Source organism: Longispora urticae (genome assembly GCF_053902585.1).
Window position 1 is genome coordinate 1 of record NZ_JAQZSH010000044.1, and the last position, 15,584, is coordinate 15,584.

Consider the following 15,584-nt stretch of genomic DNA (forward strand, 5'->3'; position numbering starts at 1 on the left):
CGACGGGAGCCACCCGTCGCGGGCCGGTCCGACGACCAATGACGCACAATCCGTCCGATCCCGCCCGGAGCGGGCTTGGCACGATGGCGGCGGAACGGAGTTCAAGGAAGTAGCCGCCCCGCCGGGCGGTGAACACGTCCGTCCCGCCGGCACAACCGTGGCCACCCCGGGCCCTCGCCCAGGGGTGGCCACTGTGGCGAACAGCTCCCTGCGATCCGGCCCCGGGCGGGCGGCCGGGCCACTACGCTGCGGGGGACGACATCGGCCGGCACGAGGAGTGACCGATGGTGGACACCAACGACAGGCCCGAGACCCCGGCCGAGGCGCTGAGGCTGCTCCTGGAGGGCAACCGGCGGTTCGTGGACGGGGATCTGCGGCACCCCAACCAGGACGCCGAGCACCGTACCGCCCTGGCCCCGGGACAGCGCCCGTTCGCCGTCCTGTTCGGCTGCGCCGACTCCCGGCTCGCCGCCGAGATCATCTTCGACCGGGGGCTCGGCGACCTGTTCGTCGTCCGTACCGCCGGGCACGTCGTGGGCCCCGAGGTGCTCGGCAGCATCGAGTACGGGACCGCGATCCTCGACGCCCCGCTCATCGCCGTCCTCGGGCACGACTCCTGCGGGGCGATCGCCGCCACCCTCGACGCGCTCCGCGACGGTCAGACCCCCGGCGGCTTCATGCGCGACGTCATCGAGCGGGTGATGCTCAGCGTGCTGACCGTGCGCGAGGAGGCCCTGGCGGACTCGGAGGCGGCGGTGGAGGAGCACGTCCGGTACACGGTGGAGATGCTCTCCCAGCGGTCCACGATCATCGCGGAGCGGCTGGCCCAGGGGAAGGTCGGCGTCGTCGGCCTGTCCTACCGGCTGGCCGAGGGGACCGTGCGGCGGGTGGCCGGGTACGGCGTGTGAGTTCCCCGGTTCCGCCCGCCCGTGCCGGTCACTGGCCCGGGCGGCTCCCGTCCTCGGTGTCCTCGGTTCCGTCGTCGGCCAGCCACCGCCGGTCGGTGAACTCGTCCGCGTCGTCCATTTCGTCCGGATCCGGATCCAGGACGGGCACCCGGATCCGGCCGCCGTCCGGCACCGCTCCGGGTGTCGAATCCTCGATGTCGAAGTCCATGGCCATGGTGACCTCCCCGCCGCCCCATAGATAGATTGCACCTTTCGCACATTATGTGTCAGCCGTTGGCGAGCAAAACCCAGACCCCTCCTCCGGGTACCGGCGCCCCGGTCACCAACCCGTGGGTTCCCGAATCCGTCGCCCCGCCACCGACAGGCCCGGACCGGAATGTCTCCCCGCGACCGACCGGTCCCCGGGTTCGGCCGCGCACCGGCCGAGGAGGTGCCCCGACCGCGACGTGCCGGACCCGCGCGCGTGCACTCCGACCGGGCTCCCCGCCGCGCCTCACACGCCCCGGTGGGGGTCGCGGCCGCGTAGGCTCGGGCGGGTGGAGTGCTTCGACGTGGCGGTGGTCGGCGCGGGGCCGGCCGGGTCGGCGGCGGCGCTGGCGGCCCGGCGCGGCGGGGCGGACGTCGTGCTGCTGGACCGCTCCGACTTCCCGCGCGACAAGCCCTGCGGCGACGGCATCGCCCCGGAGGTCCTCGACGTGCTCGCCGCGTTGGGGGTGGGGGACGCCGCGGCCGGGTACCCGCCGGTGCCCGCTCTGCGGCTCGTGTCCCCCGGCGGCGAGGTCGTCGCCCGCCCGTTGCACGCCGGCACCCACACGATCCCCCGGGCGGTGTTCGACCACCGCCTGGTGACCGCCGCCCTCGGGGTCGGGGTCCGGTTCCGCCGGCACCGGGTCCGGACCGTGGAGCAGCTCGGCGACCGGGTCGTCCTCGACGGCACGGTCGCCGCCCGGGTCGTGATCGGGGCCGACGGCGCCGGTTCGGTCGTGCGGCAGGCCCTCGGGCACGCCGGCAACCCGCCCGGCCACCTGGCCCTGGCGCTCCGGGGGTACGCGCCCGCGCCGCCCGGCCCGCCCGAGCAGCGGATCGTCACCATCCCCGGCCGGTGGCCCGCCTACGCGTGGTCCTTCCCGATCGGGGACGGCCGCGCGAACGTCGGCTACGGGGAACTCCTGCACGGCGGCCCACTGAGCCGGGAGTACCTGCTCGAGCGGCTGGGTACCCTGATGCCGGATCTGGATCTCGACGCGGCCACCGACTGGCGCGGGCACCACCTGCCGCTGTCGACCCGCCGACCGCCGCCCGGTCGGGGCCGGATCCTGCTGGTCGGCGACGCGTTGTCCCTGGTCAACCCGTTCACCGGCGAGGGCATCTTCTACGCCGTGGTGTCCGGCCAACTGGCGGGTACCGCCGCCGCGGAGTCCGTGGCCGGCACGCGGGCCGCCGGATCCGCGACCGGCGTCGGGGGCGCGGCATCCGAGACCGCGGCCGGGCTCTACCGCCGCGCCCTCGCCCGCCGGCTGCACGGCCACCTGCGGCACACGGCCGTCACCGCCCGGCTCGGCCGCTGGCCCCGGCTCGTGGACGCGGCCGTGCGCGCCGCCCGCGACGACCAGCGGGTCTTCGACACCCTGCTCGCGATCGGCCTGGCGGACGGCCGCCTGAACCTGCGCACCCTGCGGCACATCGTTCGCCGCCTCTGACACCGGCAGCGCGTGCGGGCGCGGGCCGGGCCCACCGAGGTGACGGGTGTCGACCACCGGCGCCGCCCGGCTCGGTGGCCGCCGACGTCCCTCCCCGCCACGCCGGCCGATGGGTACGACGTCCCGCGGCTATTCCGGGACCGGTACCCCGAGTCGGGTGTAGGCCTCGCGCGCCCGTTCCCGGTGCTCCGCCCCCTCCGCCCCGGGCAGGGCCGCCCCGAGCCCCCGGTGCGCCCGGGCCTGCTCGTACGGGTCGCCCATGTCCACCGCCAGCACCCGCCGGTGCTCCGCCACCGCCCCGGCCGCGTCCCCCAGCGCGAGGCACGCCTCGCCGAGCCCGTTGCGGGCCACCACCTCCAGCCGCCGCGCGCCGGTGTCCACCGCGATCGCGAGGGCGGCCCGGTGGCTCTCCCGTGCCTCGGCGTGCCGCCCCAGCCGCCCGTACGCCACGCCGAGGCACGTCCACGCGCTGCTCTCGTTGTCCCGCGCGCCGACCTCCCGGGCGATGTCGAGGGCCCGCAGGTGGTGTTCGACGGCGAGGGTGGTCCGGCCGAGGCTCGCGTACACGATGCCGAGGCAGTTGGTGCTGCCGCCCTCGCCGCGCCGGTAGCCGTTCTCCCGGGCGAGTTCGAGGCCCCGGGTGTGGTGGTCGAGGGCCTCGTCGTAGTGGCCGAGGCGTTCGAGGACCATGCCCAGGTTGAAGTGCCAGATGCCGACGGACACCTGGTCGCCGAGCGACGCGAACCGCGCGAGGTTGCGGCGGAGGGTGTCGGCGGCTTCGAGGTAGCGGCCCACGGAGCTGTACACGTTGGCGAGGTTGCCGGAGACCCTGGACTCCGTGATCTGGTCCCCGGTGCCCCTGGTCACCTCCAGGACCCGTTCGTAGTGGCCGATCGCGGCCGGGAACCTGCCGAGCTGGGCGCACAGGTTGCCGAGGTTGCCGAGGGCGTAGGCCTCCTGGACGCGGTCGCCGGCCGCCCGCGCCATCCCCAGCGCGTCGGTCTGGTGGTTGATGGCCTCGTCGTAGCGGCCGGTGAGTTCGCAGAGCCGGCCGAGGGCGACGGCGGCGCCGATCCGCTGGGTGGGGTCGCCGAGGCTGCGCGCGGCGGTCTGGAGGGCCTCGGCGTCGGCGTAGTGTCCGGACACCTCCAGGGGGCGTTCCAGGTGGGCGGCGAGGCGGCAGGCGTGGGCCGGCCAGCCGTGTTCGGCGGCGTGCCGGGCGGCGGCGACCAGCACGGCCCGTTCGTCCGCGAACCAGCGGAACGCGCCGGCCGCGTCCGTCACCCCGGGCCATCCGGCCGACCCGGCCCCGGTGGGCCTGCGGCCGTGCGGGAAGGCCAGCGCCTCGACCGTGGCGGCGGCGTGCGTCAGGTGGTCGAGGAGCCGGGTCACGGCGGCGTGCTGGCGGCTGTGCGGCTCCTCGACGTGCGCGAGCCGCCGGGCGTGGGCGCGGACCAGGTCGTGCATCCGGTACCGGCCGGGGGCGCCCTCCTGCACCAGGTTCTCGGCGTGCAGCCGGCGGAGCAGCGCGCCGCCCTCGGCGGGGTCCACCCCGGCCAGGGCCGCCGCCGCGTCGGGGGTGACGTCGGGTCCGGGGTGCAGGGCGAGCAGCCGGAACAGTTCCCGCTGGCTGTCGGGCAGGGTCGCGTAGGAGGCGGCGAGCGCCGGGCGGACCGCCTCGTCCCGGGGCAGGGCGGTGATCCGGATGACGTGGTCGGCGAGGGTCCAGTGTGCCTGCCGGGCCAGGTCGGCGCCCGTGACGGCGAGGTCGAGGGGCAGGTGGCCGCACAGTTCGGCGATCCGGCGGGCCGCGTCGGGCTCGGCGGCGAGCCGGTCGGTGCCGGTGGCCCCGGCGAGCAGGTCGAGGGCCTCGTCGGCGGTGAACACGTCGAGGGGTACGTGGGTGGCGTCGAGGTCGGCGAGGTGCCTGCGGCTGGTGACGAGCACCCGGCAGCCGGGGCCGGTGGGCAGCAGCGGCCGGACCTGGTCGGTGCCGGCCGCGTCGTCGAGGACGAGCAGGGTGGCCCGGTCGGCGAGCAGGCGCTGGTAGAGGTCGGCGCGGTCCGCCGGGGCGAGCCGTCGGACCTGGTCGGCGGGCGCGCCGAGGAGCAGCAGGACCTCGGCGAGCACGGAGTCCGGGTCGGCGGGCGGCGCGTCGGGGTCGTAGCCGCGCAGTTCCACGAACAGGGGGCGGGTGTCGGGCGCGGCGCGCAGGAGGGCGTGCGCGGCCCGGACCGCCAGGTGGGACTTGCCGACGCCGGGCATGCCGGCGACCAGGCAGTTCCCTTCGTCGAGGGCGGTGAGGACCCGGTCGAGGTCGGCGACGCGACCGGTGAAGGCGGGCGGGTCGGCCGGCAGGCCGTTCCGGGCGTGCCCGGGGGCCGGCGGCGGGGGGCTCAGGGTCTCCCGGCAGGCGTCCCGCCACCGGCCGGCGGCCTGCTCGTCGGCGGTCAGCGCCCGGACGATGTCGACGACGAGCTCCACGTCGATCCGCCGGCGGCCCGGGCGGAAGCAGTCGTACACGGTGACCCGGCCCGGGGAGCGCTCCCCCGGCGGCAGGCCGCGCCCGGTCCGGAGCCGGCCGATCCGGCGGACCAGTTCCGCGTAGGACGGGTTGCCGGCCCACGCGCGCAGGGCGAGGAGGCCGGCGGCGAGCGCGTCGAGCGTTGCGGCCGGCGGCGGTCCCGGGGGTCCGGTTTCGGTCACCGTGGGTCCGTTCCGGTAGGTCTGTGATTGATCTCGGCCGAGTCTATCCGGCGTCGGAGATCGCCCCGGGCCGGGCGGAAAAGGGCACGTCCGGACAGCACCGCCGGGCCCCACTGTCCCTTTAGGATGCTCGGATGGTGATCCGGGTGGTGGGCGGCGGTCTGGCGGGCGCCACGGTCGCGTACGCGCTGGCGGGGGCGGGCCGCGCCGTCGAGGTGCTGGAGGCGGATCCCACCTGGGGCGGCCAGCTGCGCACCGCCCGGGCCGGCGGCGTGTACTACGAGCCGACCGGCGCGCACATCTTCCACACCCGCGACGCCGAGGTGTGGCGCCTGGTGTCGGGGCTGGTCCGGATGCTGCCCTACCGGCACCGGGTCCGCACCCGGGTGTTCGGTACGGAGCTGAGTTGGCCGCCCCAGCTGGGCGAGCTGCGGGAGCTGGCCGAGTGGCCGACGATCGAACGCGAGCTGCGGGACCGGCCGCCGACCCCGGCCGGGGGCGACTTCGAGTCCTGGTGCGTCGACCTGATGGGCGCGACGCTGTACCGGGAGTTCATCGCCGGGTACACCCGCAAACAGTGGGGCACCGAACCGGCGCGCCTGGCCGCCGCCTGGGCCCCGAAGCGGATCGAGCTGCGCGACGACGGGTTCACCGACCTGTTCCGGGACCCGTACCAGGGCTGGCCGGCGGGCGGGTACACCGACCTGGTCGACGCGCTGCTGCGGGACGTACCCGTCACGATGGGTCGCCGGGTGTCGGTCGCCGACTGGGACGGGCTGTGCCGCGACGCCGAGGCCGTGGTGCTGACCTGCGCGCTGGACGAGTTCTTCGCCGAGTCCCGGGGCCGGCTGCCGTGGCGCGGGGTGTCGCTGGTCAGCCACTACCTGCCGGGGGTGGGGCACGAGCTGCCGTGCGGGGTGCTGAACACGCCGGGGCCGGAGGTGGCGCACACCCGGGCGATCGAGACGAAGTGGATGAGCGGGCAGTCGGGGCCGGGCACCGTGGTGAGCTACGAGTACCCGGGCGCGCCCGCGCGGCACTACCCGGTGGACGACGTGGCCGGGGACAACCGCCGGCTGCAGGCGGAGTACGAGAAGGATCTCGACGCGCTGCCGGGGCCGCCCCGGTACACGGCCGGCCGGCTGGCCACGTACACGTACATCGACATGGATCAGGCGATCAGGCAGGGTCTGAACGTGGCGCGGAGAATCGCCGGAGCGGGACGGTGAGCACGGCGGCGGCGAGCGCGAGGTGCACGGCCAGGAAGACCGCGGCCTCGACCACCGACGGTTGGTGCCCGTAGAACACGGTGATGTGCGAGGCCCACTTCAGGTGGGTGGGCCGCCCGTCGGGCCAGTGGTAGGTCGCCCAGAACGTCAGGTCGTTGAGCCCGGAGATCATCACCAGGACGGCGGCCAGGCCGGCGCGGGCGACCCGGACGGTGCCCGCGCCGCCGAGCCGGTAGGCGAACAGCACCGCCAGCACCGTGAACGAGGCGACGAACAGCTGCGCCTGGTACAGCGGCGGGAAGGCCGACTCGGCGCCCGACGCGGCGGCGTAGTCGTCGATCCGGGTGATGTAGAACGTGTCCATGACGCCCATGTAGACCACGAACAGGGCGAACACCAGCCCGAGTCCGAGGCCCCTGCGCTGCGGGAAGCCGGCGACGGCCAGCACCGCCAGTACCAGCGGACTGGTCTTGAACAGCACTTCCCAGACGCTGTCGATGGACCGGTCCGCCGGGAGGACCACCATGATCACGGCGGCCAGGACGCCGGCGCCGAACGCGGGCAGGACCCACCACCAGCCGCGCAGTCGGTTCACTTCTCCACCCAGAACGGCCCCAGGGCGAGGGCGTCCATGTCGGTCTTCAGGAAGCAGCGCACCGCCTCCTCCGGCGAGCACACGATCGGCTCCTCGTTGTCGTTGAAGGACGTGTTCACCAGCATCGGCACCCCGGTGAGCTCGTCGAACCGGGAGATCAGCGCGTGGTACAGCGGGTTGTCGGCCCGCGACACCGTCTGCACCCGGGCCGTCCCGTCGGCGTGCGTGATGGACGGCACCTTGTCCCGCTGGTGTTCCAGCACGTCGAAGACCAGGAGCATCACCGGCGACGGGTACCCGCTGGCGAAGTACTCCCCCGCCCGCTCCGCCAGGCACGACGGCGCGAACGGCCGGAACGACTCGCGGTGCTTCACCTTCTCGTTGAGCCGCTCCTTGCTGTCGGCGCGGCGCGGGTCGGCCAGGATCGAGCGGTTGCCCAGGGCGCGCGGCCCGCACTCGCCCCGGCCCTGGTACCAGCCGACGATCCTGCCGTCGGCGATGGCCCGCGCGGTGGTGTCGAGCAGGTCGTCGGGCCGGGTGTGCGCGAGCCCGGCGGCCTCCAGCGCGGCGAGCATGACGTCCTCGCCGAAGGACGCGCCCAGGAAGATGTACTCGCCGCCCTTCTTCCACGGCCGGCCCAGCTTCGTCGTGCTCACCATCACCGCCGCGCCCAGGGCCGACCCGTCGTCGGCGGCGGCCGGCTGGGCGTAGAACTCCTCGAACGGGGTCTCCAGCAGGATCCGGCCGTTCATGACGCTGTTGAGGGCGACGCCGCCGGCCGTGCACAGCCGGGTCTCGCCGGTGGCCCTGGCCAGCCAGTTCGCCGCGTGCAGGCCGACGCGCTCCAGGGAGTCCTGCAGGGCGTAGGCGACGTCGGCGTAATGCTGGTCGATCTCGCCGCGCACCCGGGGCCGGGGCGGGCCGAACAGGTCGAGGAACCTCCTCGACACCTGGTGCTTGGCGGTGGCGTGGTGCCGGAAGTAGGACAGGTCCAGCTCGTACGCGCCGCCGTCGGTGAGCCCGACCAGGGGCGCGAAGGCGTCCACGTAGCGCGGGGTGCCGTACGCGGCCAGGCCCATCACCTTGCCCTCGTCCCGGCTGGGGTGGAAGCCGAGGAAGCCGGTGACGGCCGCGTACAGCGCGCCCAGGGAGTGCGGGAACCGGATCCGCTTGAGGTCGACGATGGTGTCGCCCTCGCCGAGCCCGAAGTAGGTGGAGGTGCCGTCGCTGCCGATCCCGTCCCAGGTGATGATGGCCGCCCGGTCGAACGGGGACAGGAAGTACGCGCTGGCGGCGTGCGCGTGGTGGTGGTCGACCAGGTGCACCTTGAACTTCGTCGGCCGGGTCCAGCCGAGCTGCTCGCGGACGATCGCCCCGAACCGCACCGACCGCTTCAGGTGCAGCAGCAGCGCGCCGCCCACGTGGTAGTCGTCGGGGTGCCGCTGGACGCCCTGGTTGCGCAGCGTGTCGACGAGCCCGGTGGCCTTCGGGGTGAAGTCGCCGCCGTCGTTGCGGAACACCGCGAGCGTGTCGGGCAGGTGCCGGACGAAGTGGCTCAGCGCGTGCTGGATCTCGCGGTAGCCCTGCCAGAAGTACGCCACGTGGTCGACGTCGCCCAGGGTGATGCCGGCCTCGTCCAGGCACCAGCGCGCGGCCAGCCGGGGGAACGCCCCGTCGTGCTTGAGCCGGCTCAGCCGCTCCTCCTCGATGAAGGCGACGATCTCGCCGTCGCGCAGCAGGGCCGCCGCGGAGTCGTGGTGCTGACTGAGGCCGAGTACGTACATGGCTGCGATCATCCACCGGGCGACCCGACGAATCAAGGGTGTCGATCCCTTCCCTTTGCCCACAGTGGACGCTAGTTTCGCCCGATGACGCCGTTCCCCCTCTCCGTCGTGGTGCCCTGCCACAACGAGGAGGACAACGTGGGGCCCTGCTACGCGGAGATCGTCGCCGAACTCGGCGACTGTCGGCCGCTCCAGGTGCTGTTCGTGGACGACGGCAGCACGGACGGCACCCTGGACCGGATCCGCGCGCTGGCGGCCGACGACCCGAGGGTGGGGTACCTGTCGTTCAGCCGGAACTTCGGCCTGGAGGCGGCGTTCTCCGCCGGGTACCTCTACGCCGCCCAGCCGTGGATCCTGCACCTCGACGCCGACCTGCAGTTCCCGCCCGCCGAGGGGCTGCTCCTGATCGCCCGGGCCCGGGAGGGCTACGACGCGGTGTTCGGGGTCCGGCCCGACCGGCGCGACTCGGGCCTGCGCAAACTCGCCTCCCTGGTGCACGACCGGATCGCCCGCCGCGTGCTCGGCATCCAGCTGCCCCGGGGCGCGACCTGCTTCCGGCTGGTGCGCACGGACCTGGCCCGGCGGATCGTCCGGATGCGGCTCGGCACCCCGTACTTCCTGGCCACCGTGCCCCGGCTGACCCGGGCCTGGACGACGGTGCCCACCGCGCACCGGCCCCGGGTGCGCGGCGAGTCGAAGGTGTCCGTCCGGGGCCTGGCCAAGCACTCCGTGGAGCTGTTCGTGTCGTACTCCGACCGGCTGCTCACCTTCGCGGCCGTCGGCTGCCTGCTCGGGGCGGCCGTCGCGCTCGCCGGCTTCCCCGGGATCGGCCTGGCACTGGGCCTGGCGGCCCTCGCCGTCGTCGCCCGCTACCTCGTGCACCTGTCCCGGGGCGGTCCCCGCCCGCCACTGTTCCTGGTCCGGGAGACCAACCTGACCGTGGCTCCCGCCGACCTCCTGTACCCCGAGGAAACCCCATGAGAACCCTGGTCGTCCTGGGTGGCGCCGACGGAGCCATCACCACCCTGCGCACCGCCCGCCGGCTCGGCGTGCGCACGGTCTGCGTGGACGTGCGGTCCGACGCGCCCGCCGTGGCCTGGGCCGACGAGTTCTGCAACGTCAGCACCCGCGACACCGACCGGCTCGTCGGCGTGCTCGCCGGCCGGCCCGACCTGGCCGGGGTGCTGTCGCCGGCCAGCGACGTCAACCTGCCCACCCAGCTGGCCCTGGCCGGGCGCCTGGGCCTGCCGTGCGGGCTGTCCGCCGACGCGGTGCGGGCCTCGGTGGACAAGGGCTTCTTCCGGTCCGTCGCCGACGGGCTGGGCCAGCCCGGGCCGCGCTACACCCAGGGCTCCCCCGCCGAGGTCCGGGCCGCGCTGCCCGGCCTGCGGCTGCCGGTGATCCTCAAGCCGACCGACTCCAGCGGGGGGCGGGGCATCAGCCTGTGCTCCACGGCCGGCCAGTTCGAGGGCGCGCTGGACGGGGCCGCCGCGTACTCGATGTCGGACGTGCTGATCGCCGAGGAGTACCTGCCGGGCCGGCACCTGACCGCCGAGGCCGTGGTCGCCGACGGCCGGGTCGCGCTCCTCGGGCTCAGCGACCGCCGCCTCACCGCCCTGCCGCACTTCGTCACCGTCGAGCACACCATGCCCGAACGCGGCCACGGGCTCGCCGACCGGGTCCGGGCCATGCTCGACGACGTGTGCGCGGCGCTGGCCTACCGGTGGGGCTCGCTGAACGTGGACGTGCTGGTCACCGACGACGGCGACGTGGTGCTGGTCGAGATCGGCGCCCGGCTGGGCGGCAACGGGGTCGCGGAGCTGCTCGGGCTGGCCCGGGGCGTGGACGTGACGGAGCTGTCCATCCGGATGGCGCTCGGGGAGGCCGTGGACCTGACCCCGGGGACGGCCCGGCACGCCGGGTTCCGGGTGCTGCGCGCCGAACGGGAGGGCAAGCTGACCTCGATCGTCGGGCTCGACGTGGCCCGGGCGCTGCCGGACGTGGTGGACATCGTGGTGGCGGTGGCGGAGGGCGAGCACGTGGAGCCGTACACCCGGGCGGGGGCGAAACTGGGCTACGTGCTGGCGGCCAGCTCCGACCGGGACCAGCTGATGGGCACGCTGGACGCGGCGGAGCGGCTGCTGCGGTTCGACATCCGGGACGCGGCGTGAGCAGCGGCGGCGGGGTGTCGCTGTGGGAGCTGGGCTCCCTCGTCGCGGCGCTGCGGGTCCGCCGCCGGTCACCGGAGGACGTCGAGCGCCGGGCCAGGGCACAGATCAGGGCCTTCCTCGGGTACTGCCGGGAGCACGTCCCCTACTACGCCGACTACCCCGACGCGGAACTGGAGGACCTCCCGGTCCTGGCCAAGCCGGACGTGGTGGCCGCCGGCGTCGAGCGCTTCCACGGCCCGGTGGCCGAGTTCATGGTGGACCGGACCAGTGGCACGACCGGTCTGGCCATCGAGGTCCGGCACGACCGCCGCGCGTACGGCTACCACGGTGCGACCATCGTCCGCCGCTTCCTGACGGCCGGCTACCGACCCTGGTGGCCGATCACGCAGCTCAAGCCGTTCGACCGGCCGACCCGGTGGTTCCAGCGCCTCGGGGTGTTCCCGCGCACCGTGATCCGGTCGACCCTGCCCGACGCGGAGGTCGCCCGGGCCGTGCTGGCCTCGCGCCCCCGGGTCCTGATGGCGTACCCCCTGGTCCTGCGCACCCTGTCGCGCACCCTGACGCCGGAGGAACTCGACCGGCTCCGGGGCCGGCTGCGGGTCGTGCTGACCGACTCGGAACTGCTCACCCCGGAGGCCCGGGCCCAACTCGCCGACGCGTTCGGGGTGCCGGTGTTCGACGAGTACTCCGCGTACGAGGTGCTGACCATCTCCTCCGACTGCGCGCTCGGCCACGCGCACGTCGACCTCGACCGGGTGTGGGTGGAGGTCCTCGACCCCGACGGCGGACCGGTGCCGGCCGGCGAGGAGGGCGACGTCGTGGTCACCCACTACCGGGAGCGCGCGATGCCCCTGGTCCGGTACCGGGTCGGCGACCGGGGCGCGCTCGTGCCCGGCCCGTGCGGGTGCGGCAGCCCGCTGCCCCGGATGCGGCTGGCCACCGGGCGCACCGACGAGCACGTGGTCCTCCTGACGGGGCGGAGGTTGGGGGCGGCGCTGTTCCTGCGGGCCGGGGCGTACACCCCCGGGCTGGCCGAGTGCATGGTCCGCCAGGACGCCACCGGCCTGATCACCGTGCACCTGGTGCTGGAGCGGGGCGCGGAGTTCGAGCCCGTCGCCCGCGAGTACGACGCCCAGGTGGCCGGCAGCCTCGACGGCACCCGGATGCGGCTCGTCGAGGCCGACCGGGTCGAGCTGACCGCCGCCGGGAAGGGTCGCTTCCTGGCCTCGGACTACCGGCCCAGGCCCGACGCGTGAGCGAGCACCGTCCACTGCGGCCGGAGCCGGAAGCCCAGGGTCCGCTTCGTCTGTTCGCTGCCCTTGCCCATCACCACCCCGGCCCGGCCCTCGGCCACGCACCACCGGACGCACGCGGTCAGCATGTGGAACCACAGGTGCTTGCGGCCCCCGTCCTGCGGGGCCAGCGCGCCCCAGGACCCCAGCACCGGCCACTCGGCATGGTCGAGCAGGTACGCGCAGGCCAGCAGGCGGCCGTCGCCGTCGCGGTAGGTCAGCCAGTGCGTGGTCGGGTCGGCCAGCAGGGCCGCCGCCAGCGCGGGCCCGGTCGACGGCGCGGGCAGCAGTCCGGTCCGCTGCCGGCGGGCGGTCGCCGCGACCAGCCCGACGACCTCGGCCGGCGCCGGCAGCGCGTCCCGGCCGAACCCGCAGACCAGGCCCGGGTCCGCGTCGATCCGGCGCAGCTGGGTGGTCAGGGAGTTCCGCCGCCCCTTGCCGAGGGTGGCCAGGTACCCGTCGAACGAGTCGAAGTCGTTGTCGAACACGGCGACCGACAGGCCCCGCCGGACCACGGCCGGGCCACGCAGGACCGCGGGCAGGTGGGCTTCCTGGAGCTGGCGGAGCAGCACCGCGCCGCCCAGCGCGCCGCCGACCGCCCGGAGCGCCTCCGACCAGCGGCCGGGGTCGGTGGCGACGCCGGGCAGGACGCTGGACGCCGGGCAGAGCACCTCCGCGACGCCGGGCACCCCCCGCCAGGCGGCCAGGCCCGCGACCGAGCCGTCCTCGTCGCGCAGCAGGGCCCGGACGCCGCGCCGGCCGGCCCGGGCCCGCAGCACCGGCCACGCCCACGCCGCGTGCAGCCCGGCGGCCGACACCGCCTCCGCCCAGCCCGGCGGCTCCACCCCGTGTCCCTTGTGGAGTTCCACCCGCATCACAGGACGGTACCGTGGCGCGGCTGAGAACCGTCGTCACCCTGATCGCCGGGCGCGGCGCGTACCGGATCGCCCAGCAGGTGTCCGAGGTGTCCCTGCTGGCCCTGTGGGGCGCGCAAGGCTTCGCCCCGTACGCCGCCGCGACCGGGATCTCCGCGTGGCTGTTCGCGCTGACGTCCAGCGGGGTGGAGAAGGCCGCGCTGACCCTGATCCCCCGGGGCGACGGGCCCGGCCTGGAGCGGTTCTTCCACCGGCTGGCCCTGTTGCCGCTCACGGTGTGCCTGCTCGGCTGGCTGGGCGCCACCGCCGTGCAGCCGGGCGGGGCGGCGGCCCGGTACGCCGCCGCCGCGACCCTGGCCACCGGGATCGGCTGCTGCGCCGTGCAGGTGGCGCTGTTCCGGCTCCGGGGGCTTCCGTACGCCGACGCGGTCGCGTACTCGGCCATCGCGGCGGCCTACGGCGGCGGGGTGCTGCTGGTGGCCGCGACCGGCGCGCGCGCCCCGGCGGTGCTGGCGTACCTCGCGGGCGCGGTCACCCTGGTCAACGTCGTGCTGGCGCTCCGGCTCCGGCCGCCCGGTCCCCGGCTCGCGACCGGCGCGTGGCCGGCGGCCCGGGCGGCGGCGGTGCTCACGGTCGGCGAGGCGCTGGCCATCGCCTCGGTGTCGGTCCTGTACGCCGAACTCGCCACTCTCTCGACCCCCGAGCAGGTCAGCCACTTCTACCTGCTGGTCCTCGGCCCGGTGGCCTGCGGCGTGCTGTGGGGCTACCTGCTGCGGATCTGGCAGCCGCGTACCGTGGCCTGGCTGCGCTCCCGGGGGCCGGAGGCGGGGGTGCGGCTGGCCCGACGGGTCCTGCGCTGGCTGCTGCCGCCCGCCGCCCTGGCCACCGGGGTGCTGGTGGTCCGGCCGCACCCGGTGGCCGTCGGGGTGGAGATCGTACTCTCGGCCGGCTGCGTGTTCTGCGTGTACCTGATGGAGAACCTCGACGCCCGGTGGCGGCGCGGCTCGGCCGGCACGGCGGTGGCCCAGTGCGCGACGGTGGCCGTGGCGGGCTGGCTGCTGATCCCCGGGGCCGGGGCGGTGGGCGGCATCGTGGCCGTCGCGGCCGGGTACGCGGTCCAGGGTGGGGCGTTGTGGCTGCTGCTGCGCCGAAAGCCGGCGGAACCAGCGGTCGGAGCGGCGGGCTCGGCACCCACGGCCGGCACGGCGGACCCGGTGCGGCCCGCCCCCGGTGCCGAGCGCCCCGCCTAGACCGACCCCAGGAACGACCGCAGCGACTCCCGGTCCGACGGCAGCCCGTACGACCGGACCAGCATGGACACGTTGCCGAACGTCTGCTCCCCGATCTTCCACGGCCCCTCGTGCTCCGCGAGCACCCGGGCCAGTCGGACCTGCCGCTCGTCGAGCCCCGTGGCCGGCACCCCCTCGGCGAGCGGGCCGGTCGGGAACGCCAGCCGCAGCGCCTCGCCGAGCACCGGCAGGGTCTCCGTACCCGTCACGGTGGGCATCCGGGTGAGCAGCGCGTCGTAGGTGGCCTCGACGTGGGCGGGGCCGAGCTGGGCGAGCGCCAGGGCCGCGTACCCGGAGAGGTCGCCCTCCAGGAACGGGATCTCCCACCGCACCCCCGCGCCCGTGCGGGTCCAGCCGAGCAGTTCGTCGGCGACCGACTGGTCCGCGCCGTCGCCCCGCACCCGGGCGGCGGCGATCGCGGCGGCCCAGCCGACGACCGGCCGGTTGTCCAGGGGCCGGTCGAGGGTGCCCCCGAGCAGCCCGATCGCGACCAGGGCGGTGGCCGCCACGCCCTCGTACTCCTCCGGGGACACGAGTTCCACCAGGGGCGGCAGGCTGTCCTCGGCGTCGTCGGGGAACCAGGCCAGCAGGTAGGCGGCCATGGTGCGCACCCCGAGGTCGGGCGAGCCGAGCAGGTCGCGGTAGAGCGGAACTCCCGCGCGCACCGCCCCGTAGGCCGCGGACGCCGCCGGGTCCGACCACAGCTCGGCCTCGGTCAGGCCTGCGGGCAGCCAGTTCTCGTCGTAGCCGACCGTGAGGGCCGCCAGCAGGCCCAGCAGGGTCGACTGGTCGGCAGGGGCCTGCGCGGCGAGCACCTCGAGGAGGAACGGCACCGCGTGCGCCGTCGCCTCGAAGCGGGCGCCCTGGTGGAAGATCGTGCCGTACAACCCGCCGAGGGCCTCGTCGCGGGTCTTCTCGTCGGGGGCCAGCAGGGCGCGGATCAGGTCGGGCACGTCCCCGGCGGATCCGGGCGCGTGGCCGAGCCGTGTCCAGTTGATGTCGTCCAGTCCGGTCAGCACCCGGATATCCTGTCAT

At 75.2% G+C, this 15,584-nt stretch carries 13 protein-coding genes; 7 read left to right on the top strand and 6 right to left on the bottom strand.

The features are described from left to right. The first annotated feature begins 284 nt into the window (after window positions 1–284). On the top strand, window positions 285–908 hold the full coding sequence (locus PT931_RS31595; protein ID WP_456249372.1) for a carbonic anhydrase: 624 nt from the start codon (window positions 285–287) through the stop codon (window positions 906–908). A 28-nt stretch (window positions 909–936) separates the two neighbouring features. On the opposite strand, the gene PT931_RS31600 is transcribed toward PT931_RS31595, so the two are convergent. After that, entirely contained in the window at window positions 937–1,122 is a 186-nt protein-coding gene (locus tag PT931_RS31600; protein WP_456249373.1) for a hypothetical protein, read from the bottom strand. A 322-nt stretch (window positions 1,123–1,444) separates the two neighbouring features. On the opposite strand from PT931_RS31600, the gene PT931_RS31605 reads away from it, so the two are divergent. After that, window positions 1,445–2,608, top strand: a complete 1,164-nt coding sequence (locus tag PT931_RS31605; RefSeq protein ID WP_456249374.1) for a geranylgeranyl reductase family protein — start codon at window positions 1,445–1,447, stop codon at window positions 2,606–2,608. Window positions 2,609–2,737: 129 nt separating this feature from the next. Here the strand turns inward: PT931_RS31605 and PT931_RS31610 are convergent, their stop codons facing one another. Beyond that, a complete protein-coding gene (locus tag PT931_RS31610) occupies window positions 2,738–5,314 on the bottom strand; it encodes an ATP-binding protein (RefSeq protein WP_456249375.1) in 2,577 nt (858 codons plus the stop codon). Window positions 5,315–5,448: 134 nt separating this feature from the next. Here PT931_RS31610 and PT931_RS31615 point away from each other — a divergent pair, with 134 nt between their 5' ends. Next, complete coding sequence (locus tag PT931_RS31615; protein ID WP_456249376.1) at window positions 5,449–6,543, top strand: FAD-dependent oxidoreductase; 1,095 nt, start codon at window positions 5,449–5,451, stop codon at window positions 6,541–6,543. Here the strand turns inward: PT931_RS31615 and PT931_RS31620 are convergent. After that, window positions 6,494–7,138, bottom strand: coding sequence for a hypothetical protein (locus tag PT931_RS31620; RefSeq protein ID WP_456249377.1), 645 nt, complete (start codon window positions 7,136–7,138; stop codon window positions 6,494–6,496). The two genes, PT931_RS31615 and PT931_RS31620, sit on opposite strands and share 50 nt — an antisense overlap. After that, a complete protein-coding gene (locus tag PT931_RS31625) occupies window positions 7,135–8,922 on the bottom strand; it encodes a carbamoyltransferase family protein (RefSeq protein ID WP_456249378.1) in 1,788 nt (595 codons plus the stop codon). The genes PT931_RS31620 and PT931_RS31625 overlap by 4 nt, the downstream gene beginning before the upstream one ends. Before the next feature lie 84 nt (window positions 8,923–9,006). Here PT931_RS31625 and PT931_RS31630 point away from each other — a divergent pair, with 84 nt between their 5' ends. The 3 genes from PT931_RS31630 to PT931_RS31640 are packed head-to-tail and all read left to right on the top strand — an operon-like array spanning window position 9,007 to window position 12,349. Then, entirely contained in the window at window positions 9,007–9,903 is an 897-nt protein-coding gene (locus PT931_RS31630; protein ID WP_456249379.1) for a glycosyltransferase family 2 protein, read from the top strand. After that, complete coding sequence (locus tag PT931_RS31635) at window positions 9,900–11,093, top strand: ATP-grasp domain-containing protein (RefSeq protein ID WP_456249380.1); 1,194 nt, start codon at window positions 9,900–9,902, stop codon at window positions 11,091–11,093. Before PT931_RS31630 ends, PT931_RS31635 begins: the two co-directional genes overlap by 4 nt. Continuing rightward, complete coding sequence (locus tag PT931_RS31640; protein ID WP_456249381.1) at window positions 11,090–12,349, top strand: phenylacetate--CoA ligase family protein; 1,260 nt, start codon at window positions 11,090–11,092, stop codon at window positions 12,347–12,349. The genes PT931_RS31635 and PT931_RS31640 overlap by 4 nt, the downstream gene beginning before the upstream one ends. On the opposite strand, the gene PT931_RS31645 is transcribed toward PT931_RS31640, so the two are convergent. Continuing rightward, on the bottom strand, window positions 12,325–13,260 hold the full coding sequence (locus PT931_RS31645) for a hypothetical protein (RefSeq protein ID WP_456249382.1): 936 nt from the start codon (window positions 13,258–13,260) through the stop codon (window positions 12,325–12,327). The genes PT931_RS31640 and PT931_RS31645 overlap by 25 nt on opposite strands. Before the next feature lie 14 nt (window positions 13,261–13,274). Here PT931_RS31645 and PT931_RS31650 point away from each other — a divergent pair, with 14 nt between their 5' ends. Next, window positions 13,275–14,510, top strand: a complete 1,236-nt coding sequence (locus PT931_RS31650) for a hypothetical protein (RefSeq protein WP_456249383.1) — start codon at window positions 13,275–13,277, stop codon at window positions 14,508–14,510. On the opposite strand, the gene PT931_RS31655 is transcribed toward PT931_RS31650, so the two are convergent. After that, complete coding sequence (locus PT931_RS31655) at window positions 14,507–15,568, bottom strand: HEAT repeat domain-containing protein (RefSeq protein ID WP_456249384.1); 1,062 nt, start codon at window positions 15,566–15,568, stop codon at window positions 14,507–14,509. The genes PT931_RS31650 and PT931_RS31655 overlap by 4 nt on opposite strands. Between the last annotated feature and the right edge of the window lie 16 nt (window positions 15,569–15,584).

What these genes read in the sequence shown, in the direction of transcription:
- PT931_RS31625 (WP_456249378.1), bottom strand. Translation starts at nt 8,922, where the DNA reads ATGTACGTACTCGGCCTCAGTCAGCACCACGACTCCGCGGCGGCCCTG.
- PT931_RS31645 (WP_456249382.1), bottom strand. Translation starts at nt 13,260, where the DNA reads ATGCGGGTGGAACTCCACAAGGGACACGGGGTGGAGCCGCCGGGCTGG.
- PT931_RS31595 (WP_456249372.1), top strand. Translation starts at nt 285, where the DNA reads ATGGTGGACACCAACGACAGGCCCGAGACCCCGGCCGAGGCGCTGAGG.
- PT931_RS31630 (WP_456249379.1), top strand. Translation starts at nt 9,007, where the DNA reads ATGACGCCGTTCCCCCTCTCCGTCGTGGTGCCCTGCCACAACGAGGAG.
- PT931_RS31615 (WP_456249376.1), top strand. Translation starts at nt 5,449, where the DNA reads ATGGTGATCCGGGTGGTGGGCGGCGGTCTGGCGGGCGCCACGGTCGCG.
- PT931_RS31600 (WP_456249373.1), bottom strand. Translation starts at nt 1,122, where the DNA reads ATGGCCATGGACTTCGACATCGAGGATTCGACACCCGGAGCGGTGCCG.
- PT931_RS31635 (WP_456249380.1), top strand. Translation starts at nt 9,900, where the DNA reads ATGAGAACCCTGGTCGTCCTGGGTGGCGCCGACGGAGCCATCACCACC.